Annotated in this window: 13 protein-coding genes; 8 read left to right on the top strand and 5 right to left on the bottom strand. The window is 59.7% G+C overall.

What is annotated here, in order from left to right; translation table 11 throughout:
- Positions 1–280 precede the first annotated feature (280 nt).
- Entirely contained in the window at positions 281–787 is a 507-nt protein-coding gene (locus AC792_RS00460) for a MarR family winged helix-turn-helix transcriptional regulator (RefSeq protein WP_082177214.1), read from the bottom strand.
- Positions 788–1,093: 306 nt separating this feature from the next.
- On the opposite strand from AC792_RS00460, the gene AC792_RS00465 reads away from it, so the two are divergent.
- From AC792_RS00465 to AC792_RS00485, 5 genes are all read left to right on the top strand, one after another.
- Positions 1,094–1,264 carry a CsbD family protein gene (locus tag AC792_RS00465; RefSeq protein WP_082177216.1) on the top strand — a complete coding sequence of 57 codons (171 nt, stop codon included), beginning with the start codon at positions 1,094–1,096 and terminating at the stop codon, positions 1,262–1,264.
- A gap of 373 nt (positions 1,265–1,637) precedes the next feature.
- Positions 1,638–2,390, top strand: coding sequence for a hypothetical protein (locus AC792_RS00470; RefSeq protein ID WP_049828640.1), 753 nt, complete (start codon positions 1,638–1,640; stop codon positions 2,388–2,390).
- A gap of 381 nt (positions 2,391–2,771) precedes the next feature.
- Positions 2,772–3,116: a histone-like nucleoid-structuring protein Lsr2 gene (locus tag AC792_RS00475; RefSeq protein ID WP_049828641.1), complete on the top strand. Its 345-nt coding sequence runs from the start codon at positions 2,772–2,774 to the stop codon at positions 3,114–3,116.
- A 105-nt stretch (positions 3,117–3,221) separates the two neighbouring features.
- Positions 3,222–3,860, top strand: a complete 639-nt coding sequence (locus tag AC792_RS00480; protein WP_152915934.1) for a hypothetical protein — start codon at positions 3,222–3,224, stop codon at positions 3,858–3,860.
- 415 nt (positions 3,861–4,275) lie between these two features.
- On the top strand, positions 4,276–5,073 hold the full coding sequence (locus AC792_RS00485; RefSeq protein WP_049828643.1) for a class I SAM-dependent methyltransferase: 798 nt from the start codon (positions 4,276–4,278) through the stop codon (positions 5,071–5,073).
- Positions 5,074–5,134: 61 nt separating this feature from the next.
- Here the strand turns inward: AC792_RS00485 and AC792_RS00490 are convergent, their stop codons facing one another.
- The 3 genes from AC792_RS00490 to AC792_RS00500 form a co-directional block, all read right to left on the bottom strand.
- Positions 5,135–5,485, bottom strand: coding sequence for a VOC family protein (locus tag AC792_RS00490; RefSeq protein WP_152915935.1), 351 nt, complete (start codon positions 5,483–5,485; stop codon positions 5,135–5,137).
- A gap of 121 nt (positions 5,486–5,606) precedes the next feature.
- Positions 5,607–6,056: a hypothetical protein gene (locus AC792_RS00495; RefSeq protein WP_152915936.1), complete on the bottom strand. Its 450-nt coding sequence runs from the start codon at positions 6,054–6,056 to the stop codon at positions 5,607–5,609.
- 928 nt (positions 6,057–6,984) lie between these two features.
- On the bottom strand, positions 6,985–7,530 hold the full coding sequence (locus AC792_RS00500; protein WP_152915937.1) for a hypothetical protein: 546 nt from the start codon (positions 7,528–7,530) through the stop codon (positions 6,985–6,987).
- A 514-nt stretch (positions 7,531–8,044) separates the two neighbouring features.
- On the opposite strand from AC792_RS00500, the gene AC792_RS16685 reads away from it, so the two are divergent.
- Positions 8,045–8,698 carry a hypothetical protein gene (locus AC792_RS16685; RefSeq protein ID WP_152915938.1) on the top strand — a complete coding sequence of 218 codons (654 nt, stop codon included), beginning with the start codon at positions 8,045–8,047 and terminating at the stop codon, positions 8,696–8,698.
- A gap of 100 nt (positions 8,699–8,798) precedes the next feature.
- Here AC792_RS16685 and AC792_RS00510 read toward each other — a convergent pair whose 3' ends face one another.
- Positions 8,799–9,281, bottom strand: coding sequence for a hypothetical protein (locus AC792_RS00510; RefSeq protein WP_049828647.1), 483 nt, complete (start codon positions 9,279–9,281; stop codon positions 8,799–8,801).
- A gap of 144 nt (positions 9,282–9,425) precedes the next feature.
- Here AC792_RS00510 and AC792_RS00515 point away from each other — a divergent pair, with 144 nt between their 5' ends.
- Together AC792_RS00515 and AC792_RS15895 are read left to right on the top strand one after the other, a co-directional pair.
- A complete protein-coding gene (locus AC792_RS00515; protein WP_152915939.1) occupies positions 9,426–9,974 on the top strand; it encodes a hypothetical protein in 549 nt (182 codons plus the stop codon).
- A gap of 142 nt (positions 9,975–10,116) precedes the next feature.
- A partial coding sequence (locus tag AC792_RS15895; protein ID WP_152915940.1) for a MerR family transcriptional regulator occupies positions 10,117–10,233 on the top strand: 117 nt, incomplete at its 3' end.

Consider the following 10,233-nt stretch of genomic DNA (forward strand, 5'->3'; position numbering starts at 1 on the left):
TTCTGGTCGATGATTTCTCCTGTCACAGGATCGATCATCGTCTCTGTTGCTTCGGTCGTGAAGTCTTTCACGGCCATCTCCTTTCGGATCAGGCCGGACCCTCACACACCGTTATTCAGACAGTCCCTGCGGAGATGCCGGTTTGTACTGGTTTCTCATGCGATGGCTAGGTGAGAGGGGCGCGCTGGGATAACTAGATGGCGGTAATCCCTGCCAGGTACTCGTCGTAGTAGATCCGGGCGCCTCGTTATGTATGCGGTTGAGCCTCGATGGGAGGGCTTCAGGTGAGTCGTTGTCGGATGTTCTCGAGCACGGTGGAGAAATAGCCTTGGACGATGCGGGCTTCTTCGCAGTCCAGGTGCGTGGCGGCGTCGACGAGGCTGGCCCGTAACGATTCGACGGGATGCTGTCGCACCCAGTCCTCCATCGCCGGTGCGGGAGTCAGATGGACCACACGCCGATCGAGTGTGTCGCGCCGCCGCTGGAGATACCCTTCGGCCTCGAGCCTGTCGATGATCGCCGTCGTCGTCGCGGAGGTCAGCCCGAGGTTGGCTGCGATGTCCCTGGGACTGACGGTGCGTTGATCCTTCCACTGCTGGGAAAGATAACCCAGGGCCGCCATGTCCTTGTCATTAAGGCCTCTAGCATCCCGCTGCACGCGGTACCCCCGGTCGGTGAGCTCACGCAACTCACGCAACGTGAGCATCATCGCCTCGACATGATCGCGCTTGTTCGAGGAAAGCTTCGCCCGCTCACCGTCATGCTCACTCATTTGTGCTTCATCCATACGTCATCACCTCGAGGACCACGATTCGCTCGAACCGTCATTCCCCACCCCGTCCATCACCTACCCTGTCACACATCATGACAAGCCACCTGTCCAATCGATAATGTACTGACTAGATAGTCTAGCTTGTTAGTTAATGAGGAAACCTGTAGCGTTCGAACCAGACAGGAACCAGGCCGGTCGAGGACCCACTGACCCACCAGTAGATATCTTCCGATCCCGGTCTCCTGTCCGCAGGGAAGAACAGCAGCAGTCAGATGCACCCATCAGCATGACGGCCAGGATGACGACGTGAAGGAGCGCACCATGGGACTGGATGACAAGATCAAGAACGCAACCGAGAAGGTCGTCGGGAAGGCCAAGGAAGCCTACGGCGATGCCACCGACAACGAGCGTCTCCAAGCCGAGGGCCAGGCCGAGCAGTCCAAGGGCAACCTGAAGGACGCCGGCGAGAACGTCAAGGACGCCTTCAAGTAACCCCCCCCCCCGAGCAACCCCTGCCCCGGTCATCAATCCCGGGGGCAGTGGCCTCCCCTCGGGACCATCCGACACGGCACCCCTGCCGTATCGGATGGTCCCGGTCGGGTGGGCATCAAGGACCACCCGGCACGATCCCCCCATGCTGCCGGGTGGTCCCCGACACCCACCCGACCACCCACACCCAGCCAGTACAGCCAGTACAGCCAGTACAGCCAGTACAGCCAGTACAGCCAGTACAGCCAGTACAGCCAGTACGGCCAGTACAGCCAGATATGTACGAGTACACGCAGGCTTTCCGTTTCACGTCATCCCCGCGCACCCGCACCCGCAACCTGCCGGGATGACTCTCGCCCTTTATCAGGAGTTCCCCATGCCCAGTAACGCGTCCCCGCGCACAGATCGCACCGCTTCCCACGAGGCATCCACGACCCCGAACGCGTCCTGGAAGGAAGCCGCTTTCGGCGACGACCGACCCGGTAACCCCCGCAACATCTCCTGGGGAGCGGTGATCGCCGGCGTCGTCACGTTCCTGGCCCTGACCATCCTGCTCTCCCTCATCACCGCGACCCTCGGTCTGGGTCTGGCGGACCTGGATTCAGGCAACCCCGGCGAGGGCGTCGGGATCGCCACCGGAATCTCCTCCATCATCACCCTGGCCCTCGCCCTGGCCGCCGGCGGATACGTCGCCGGCGCCCTCTCGGCCCGCAGCGGCCTCATCCACGGCTTCCTCACCTGGGCCACGTCCCTGCTGGCCATCGTGGTACTCGCCGGCCTGCTGGTCGGCAATGTCCTGGGCGCCGCCGGCAGCATCCTCGGATCCACCGCATCCACCGTCAGTGACGCCGTGACGCAGAACCCCCAGCAGGCCGCCGACGCCGCTCCTGACGTCAGCGCCGCAGAAGCCAGCCAAGCAGCCTCCGACGCACAGGACGAGGTCGCCCGAACCGCACAGGAGAACGCCCCCGAAGCCGAAGAAGCAGCCGACACCGCAGCCGCAGGAACCCTGTGGACCTTCTTCGGCCTCCTGATCGGCGCAGTCGTGGCCTCCTTCACCGGACTCCTCGGATCACGCTCCGTCACCGGAACCCGCGTCCAGGAAACCACCAGCACCCGTCGCAAGTAATCCACCCCGAACCTGCCCGGTCCTACCGGGCGGATCCGAACACCCCCGCACCACAGGAGCCCCGTTCCGGGATACGGAACGGGGCTCCCGTGTCGCAGAGGTCATACGCAGCACTCGACCCCAAACCAGCAAGCCATCACCAGCCCCGGACCTGCATCCACTTCCCTACTAACCTCCACCAACCATCAAATACCCTGCACCTCTCCCACTAAGTAAGCGCATATCACGGCAACTCAATACGCCAGGCAACTCGCATTACGCATTACTCCAGAACAGCAAGGGCAGTAGAACACGGATTACCTGATACCTGCCACGCCTGCGCTACAGTCGATACTCGGGGAAAGAAACACTCGCACTACGACGCTTCAGGAGTAAACAGTTATGGCACAAAAAATACAAGTACAGCTCGTGGATGACCTCAATGGGGAAGAAGCCCACGAAACCGTCCGTTTCGGGCTCGACGGAACCAACTACGAAATCGACCTCACCGAAGACAACGCCAACCACTTCCGGCACATCCTCTCCGAGTACGTGGACAAAGCCCGCAAATCCAACACCGGCGGACGGAAGAGCCAGGGCGGGCAGAAGAGCACCAGCACGGGCTCCGGCCGGTCCAAGGAGGAGACCCAGGCCATCCGCCAGTGGGCCCAGGACAACGGCCATAATCCCAGCGCCCGGGGACGGATCACCCAGTCCATCATCGACGCCTACAACCAAGCCCACTAAACAGCCCACCGGCTACCGGCACATGACGACCGGTAGCCGGTAGCTGGACGACTTTGTGGCCCTGTGCGTGAGTAATAACTGATGAGGACATAGGGAATGGCGGGCATGAAAGACCTCGAGGCAGAGAAAGCGGCTCGCTGGGCAAAAGCCGAGAAATACGCCCAAGGGTACGCCGACCACGGTATGAGCCGGGCGCTCACGGTCTATTACACCCGCTACTTCCCCCTGATCACCCTCACCGCTTTCAGTAGCGCTGTCCTCATCGCTTTTCTTCGCGCAGGCGGTGGTCCCCTGGACTGGTGGTTCATCGGCTGGTCCGGAACATATCTTTTCGCCCTCGGAGCCGTCATCGGCGGGCTGACCTACAACAGCAAACGCCTCAAACCATCCGTGGAACTAGGCTCCACCCTGTCCATCGTCATGCCCCTCGAGAACGACGAACAGCGAGCACTCACCCGCGGTATCAACGGCAAGCAGTCCGTCCCAGACGAGCACCTCACCATCGCCCGGTCACTGGCAGTCCTGCGCCGGAAGAACACCGCCACCGGGCTCCTTCTCGGACCCGCGATGACCTACGTCCTCGCCCCGAGATTCTCCTCACCCAGCCCTGAAGGCTCTATTGACTGGTTCTTCCTGACCGTCCTCACCCTCCTGATCACCACGCTCGTACTCTCGATCAGGTTCTTCCGCCGGCAAGGACACTTCCTGACCGCCACAGCACCACACACCACACCCCCGGGCTGAGCCCTGAGCAGACCTGACCCACCACACCCCCGGGCTGAGCCCGCACCCATTCCCACCTCGAACACCCCAGCAGTCCCAGCAGTCCCAGCAATGAGACAGACCGAGGTGAGACGACTTACCAAGACACCTCAGACGCCGTGATCGCATAGCACCTATCGAACCCGAGAACAGCTTCCACCTGCCTCATCAACCTGTAGGCGTCCACGACACCCACAGCCAGCTGGTGGACCCCAGAACGGCGTCCCGTTTGACGTAGGGTTTCGTCCATTCTCATCGTCCAGGGTAAACGCCCGCTCCCCGGTCTGGCGGGGCCAGGCGACCCTCAAGCTCCTGGCGAGTACGGAGGACGACCGGCATACGGACGCCCTGTCGCCGTGTTCCTTGCATCAGGATTCGGTAGGTTGGATCTCACAGGGTGGAGGCAATACTCATTAACCTGCCGTGCCTGAAGCATGCCTTTTTACCCTTTCGGACGATTAGGAGGTTCAGAATAGATAAGCCTCTGAGGAACTACTACGCCACGCAGCAGCTCGCATCTCACTACGACGCCGACTACGCCCTCCGCCCTGACGTTCCGTTTTATCTCGAGCTAGCCAACGACCTGCAAGCAAGAGTCGTCGCGGATATCGGTGCTGGAACCGGCCTACTGTGCAGCCGCTTGGCGGAACAGGGACACCAGGCGATAGGAGTCGAGCCACAAGCAACGATGCTCTCACTTGCTCGGTCTCAACCACATGCGTCCAAGATCAGGTGGATTGAGGGAACGGCGGTAAATTTGGAGGACGAGTGTGCGGATCTAGTCGTGATGACCGGTCATGTCGCACAGTACTTCCTCACTCAATCGGCCTGGGTGGATGTACTCACCCACGCACTGCGCGCCCTACGCGCGGGGGGTCACGTCGCGTTCGAGATCCGCAACCCCGAGGCCGAGGAATGGCGTGGCTGGGCCAACGAGACTCCTCGCGACCTGGGATGGGGGACTTTGCAGGGACAGGTATCAAAGGACGGAGATCTGATAACTCACGTGGATCACTGGAACGATGGCGTTGAAGAGTGGACAACGAGCGAGACGTTGCGCTTCCCGACCTGGAACAACGTGATCGACGGAATAAAAGATGCAGGACTGCGCACCACCAAAGTCTGGGGCGACTGGAACCGAGGCGAGGTCCTCTCAACCTCGCGTGAATGGATCTTCCTCCTCAAGGCTCGGTGACCCCGTACCGAAACTGACCGAGTGAGGGATGGTTTACCGGATGTGGCTGAAGGATGCCATATCAGCTCAGTTCTGTGACAAAACCGATTTTGTTGCCGTCCATGTCAGTAAGTTCGAAAAAATCGACAATACCTTCGATCCGCTGCAGCTCGCTGACACTCAAGCCAAGCTCCGTAAACCTCGTATGCTCTTTCGTAGCGTCTTCGACGCTGATATTGACTGACATGCCCTCTTGCCCAGCCAGCTGAGAAGCTACGGCAAGCTGGAGCCAGAAAGGGCCAAGGTCGAACTCGACTAACCCGTCGAGTGGGATCTGCGCGGGCGCCCCTAGCTCAAAAGCTGATGTGTACCAAGTAGCAGCTGACTCCAAGTTGCGAACCGGTATCCCGACAGTCACTGCATTCGCTCTCATGGGAGAAAAGTAGCAAGCTGCCGTGTTGCTGGGAAGGGCTGCTGCGCGTCTCGGTCGAGAACGCCACTATGAGCGTCCGCATACCGATCCTCCTGCGGGCGTTACTTGATTGTTGGCAGGATCAATCCGGGCGGGTTGCTGTATTGGGATGGACCGAGCGGCCCGCGCGGTGGTATCGGCGGATACTTACGATAAGCCAGATAGTGCAAAGAATCGGTAGTAGAGGAATGACGAAGCTACTACCTGATGCGGTGGCCCAGATCACCAAGGCCCAGAACGCGACCGTGAAGACACCGAAGGCGATGAGAGAACGCCGAGTGGGGATCTGAGGGAGGGGCTCCTCTCCGCTACGCCGAAGGGCGTTGAGCTCCTTCACCGCGGCCAGGGACAGCGGGATGAAGATTGCCAGAAGCAGTGTGGTGCTGATAATGGTGCGCCAGCCGTCCGTAATTCCGAATGTCTGCGCCGCTGTGAGGATGCCGGTCCGAATCACCAGTACCCAGATCACGACGGCGATGATCAGGCGTCGGCGTGCTGGGTGGAGGGGCTTGGTTCGGATCTGTTCAGTCACTACGACAGCGAACCATAGATGACTGGCCACGAGTGACTGAGATCAGATTCCGGACATAACTACCCCGGTCATCGATCCACGAGCCGTGTCCCCAGCGATGACCGGTTTGCGGTGATGGGCGAACCTGCACGTAAGCTCAGGAGTTGTGAGGATCGAACCGGCGTTAGTCAAACCACTTATCTTTATAGGGGTTCCGGTCGTTGCCGGAGTCATCACTTTGGTGAGCGGTAATCTCCAACCAATTAGCACCACTACCGGTTTGTATTTGATTCCCTCCATAATTTCTCTGACTGGTCAAAAGCTTACCGTCGAGCTATCTGTCATCCCGTCAGAAGTCAATCATGGAACGTTTACGAATTGGTGGAATAAGCGCCGAAGGTGGGGGTTCTACGCATCATTTTCGGTGCTTATCATGATTGGTCTTGCATTCGTTCGGTCGGCGATAACCGACACGTGGGGCGGCGGTGACGTTCTACTAGCGATCATGTGCTTGATCCCGTTATTCATCATCCTCCGGAAGCCACCACAAGTAGCAAGAGGTTTCGGAGTCAAAAGTTGGGGTCAAGACGACAGAGCTTGAACTTGGATGACAGTAACGCCAGCCCTTTCCAACCTTCCATCCCGATAGGGATTGCTTGCTGGTACTTATCTGCCGCGTCCATCTACTCTCATATTAGGGCGATTTCTGCCTGTAGGAATCGAAAATACTGAAGGCGGAGTGAGGATGAGTAGGAGTAAGGTGTGGGTGATTGTAGGGCTCATGGTTGCGGTACTAGCTGGCGTTCTAGTTTTTGTACTGCAAAGCAGTGGAATCATCTCCGACCCTCAGCAGCTGGTCTGCGATGCAGCTGTACGCCGCGGGGACTGCGATTAGGAAAAAAGTCGTGGGTGACCACATCTTTCGCATCCAGGGATCCTGAGGGATCTCCTAGGCAGGACCGGATGCTACGACTTCGATGAGTTTGTCCAATGAGTCAGGACTTGCGGCGATCTCAACCTTGCCCCCATCAGTCAGCAAGGTCACGGCCAGGTATCCGTACGCCGGCAGGTACTTGCGTTCTTCACGGGCGATTTTTCGGCGATCCGGAAGAACTGTCTGTACTTTGAAATCAGTCGCTCGTCCTGACGGCTCCAAGCTGTCATAGACAGCGGGCTGAAACCGGATCAACCCGGCGTCGGGAGTTGCGACGCCCTGGTTCCAGATTCCGCTGAGCGAACCCGGACGAGAATCCGGGTAGCGCAGGAAAGCCTTGAACTGTCCCTGTTCGTCGAGCCGCCGTTTGGTCTTGCGCACGTTCCGCAACTGGAACATCGCCAGAAGCCAGTAGAGCAAGGTGTACATGAAGCCGCTGACCAGAGCATCAATCAGGCTACGGTCGCTGACGACGAGCCAAAGGCCGGTTGCAAACACGTAGAAGATGACAGAGCCGAACGCCAGCGCCATATAGGGGTGCCGCCGAACCCAGTTTTTCATTCCAAGACACTATCGTGGGGTAGATCATCAGTACGGCTCATCGGAGCCGCGCCTTGATCTTTTTCGTACCTATAGCTGACTTGGCGCGTGCCTCACTTACGTTGAGCTGTGTACCCAGGTACATCTTCTATCAGGCCATTACTCAAGGTCCGTCGCGGAGGAAGCCGAGCGATCGTCTCCTACTGAATACTCTCGTTTTCTGTGCTGCCCCTGCAGGAGCCATCTCGTAACCCAAGTGATCATGAGCATCGCGCCGGAAACCACAAGAAGAATGTTTAGGCCTGTCCACCCATCTTCGTCGAGCCGCAGTAATGGCGGGATGATGACGCACACGCCGAGAGCTACTCCAGCCCACGTCTGAAACGGGCGATCGTACTGACTCTTCGACGGAGGCGACATATGGGCAGTATTCCTCACCAAGCGGTCCGCAGGAAGCCGCATCGTTCGTATGCCAATCCTCCTATGTGGTAAATATTCCGCTGTCGGTCGTGGTGGTCGGGAGGAGGATAAAGGGGTGATGTTCTCTCCGTGTAGTGATGTATCGGCCGCGCAATGGATCGCGGCCACGGACCAGCATTGGTGGGATCTGGTGACGCTGGGCCCGACGGGCTTCCCGGCATACGCGCGACTGCGCTTCATCCCCGATCCGGCCTACGAAGGACAGTCCGAGCACGAGGGCGCACGCCAGGCCGGCTTCCGCTCGGCCAGCGATACCTTGTCGGAGCCCGAGCAACTGCGCATCGCGGTCGAGGCGTTACAGCAGCAGCCCGGGTCGATCACCGACGGGTATCTGCTGATGTGGGACGGGTACGGCCACGAGATGATTCCCGAGCTGGTCCTGGGCACACCTCATGTGGTGATCACCGATGATGAGGGATCCCGGGATCCTTCGGTGTCCCCTGCGCGCGAGTACTACCTCGTCCGGGTCTCGCTACCGGACTTCGTCTCCGGGGCGGTCGAGGACTCCTGGCAGGCCTCGACGGGTCTTCCCATGCATGTCCCTGCCTTTATCTGGCCGGCTGACCGAGCTTGGTGCATCACCTCGGATGTTGATCCCCACTGGGCCGGTATCGGTGCTGAGCAGGACCTTATCGACAACCTGGTGACCGAGCTACGGCTCGACGTCGTCCGGGTCGAGAAGGACCAGAAACTGCCCTTCTACCACTGAAGTCACCAGCACCCGGAAAATTCAGGGAAGGCCTCCACAGCAGGTGTACGCGGAAGGATCCCTCCGCGGTACAGGACTCCTTTGGTCACGGCCTGTGAGCCTACTGTTCAAGCGCTATCTTGCAGGTCCTTCCTGTCGATACCCCATCGACGCTGAACTCAACATGTAGGGTCCGGGCCTCTAAGGGTGGGATCGTTGTGTACCGTAGGACCATCTCCCACTCCCTGCCTTCACCCCCGACCTGACCGCCGGCTCTCTCATACCGGGTTCCGAGGTCATCACTGAGCTTGGTGGTGATCCGATCGTAGATACTCTCCACCGGCCACCAGGGGAACCCGAACGGGTCCTGCTCACCGGCGTGTACCTGCTCCCAGCGCTGCTGCTGTTTCAGCCGGAACCGCGCATCACGCAACGCGGTCTCCGATCCTCGTACTGCGCTCAGATACAGGCACATCATCAAGTTCAACGGACCAACAGTGGAGGAGCCCGAGGGCTCGAGCAGCTCGATCCCGGCGAAACGGACACTAATGCCGTCAACGGTCGCGATGACAGGATCACCGGGTGCATGTATGAGCCTCATCATGGGGCCACCCTAGTAGCCACCACAGCGCGGACACCTACCTGAGCGACCCCGGCGTCCGAATGAGGCCATCCCCTTATGGATGGTGGGTCTATCCCTGGGGTGAACCGGTTGGTGGAAAGACTCGTCATCGGCAGACTTGTACTCATGGGGGCGAAGCGCGGTCAGCAGCTGGGATCAGTAGTTGCAGGTCTGGGAATCGGTATTGGTCTAACGGTAGCGGGGTGGAGTGCCATTGGGCCTGACCACCTCGTCTTCGCCGTCGTCGTGCAATGGGCGTTCCTGTTCATGGCCTTCCTGATAGGCCCCACCCTGGTCGACGCCGGCCGCTCCCGCTACCGGGTGAGAGCTTTCGAGCCAAAGATCTACACACTGCTAGGGGCCCAGATCCTCCGCAGCGTCCTCGACGCCTCGGGCTGGAACCGGATCATCCGGCAAATGCGTCAATCAGAGAGTGGAACATCGGGGCTCTCCCGCTTCCTTCGAGGAACCGAGCAGTCAGAAACCGCACACCTCATCGGCGTTGCCGCCACCGTACTACTGGTCATCACTACTGTGGCTACAGCTCACTACCAAGGAGCTATCCAAATATCGCTCGTAGGACTGATGCTGCATGGGTACCCAGTGATGATCCAACGCATCGTGCGCTTCAAAATCACCAACCATCACGCCAACCCAGGCAGAAACGTACGCTGATGGATCCTCGTGCGTCCCCGGTGGAGGGTTCCCTGCTGAAGGATTTCTGAGTGGTGTGCTACGTGAGGGTCGGGTTTGCTGCTGCCGTAGCGTCATGTGGTCTGCTCGAAGTCCGTTCCAACCCGCTCCGAGAGGCCCCGTCATGTCCTCGTCCCCGGCCCCGCCCCGTCAGGTCCTGATCGGTGACGCCGCGGCGTTCGTCGGCATCACGGCCAGGACGATCCGCCACTACCACCAGATCGGTCTGCTTCCCGAGCGG

This window comes from Arthrobacter sp. RIT-PI-e (assembly GCF_001187915.1).
Taxonomy (GTDB): domain Bacteria; phylum Actinomycetota; class Actinomycetes; order Actinomycetales; family Micrococcaceae; genus Arthrobacter_D.

Coding starts and splice junctions, on each gene's coding strand:
- AC792_RS00460 (WP_082177214.1), bottom strand. CDS start 787: ATGGATGAAGCACAAATGAGTGAGCATGACGGTGAGCGGGCGAAGCTT.
- AC792_RS00465 (WP_082177216.1), top strand. CDS start 1,094: ATGGGACTGGATGACAAGATCAAGAACGCAACCGAGAAGGTCGTCGGG.
- AC792_RS00470 (WP_049828640.1), top strand. CDS start 1,638: ATGCCCAGTAACGCGTCCCCGCGCACAGATCGCACCGCTTCCCACGAG.
- AC792_RS00475 (WP_049828641.1), top strand. CDS start 2,772: ATGGCACAAAAAATACAAGTACAGCTCGTGGATGACCTCAATGGGGAA.
- AC792_RS00480 (WP_152915934.1), top strand. CDS start 3,222: ATGAAAGACCTCGAGGCAGAGAAAGCGGCTCGCTGGGCAAAAGCCGAG.
- AC792_RS00490 (WP_152915935.1), bottom strand. CDS start 5,485: ATGAGAGCGAATGCAGTGACTGTCGGGATACCGGTTCGCAACTTGGAG.
- AC792_RS00500 (WP_152915937.1), bottom strand. CDS start 7,530: ATGAAAAACTGGGTTCGGCGGCACCCCTATATGGCGCTGGCGTTCGGC.
- AC792_RS00510 (WP_049828647.1), bottom strand. CDS start 9,281: ATGATGAGGCTCATACATGCACCCGGTGATCCTGTCATCGCGACCGTT.
- AC792_RS00515 (WP_152915939.1), top strand. CDS start 9,426: ATGGGGGCGAAGCGCGGTCAGCAGCTGGGATCAGTAGTTGCAGGTCTG.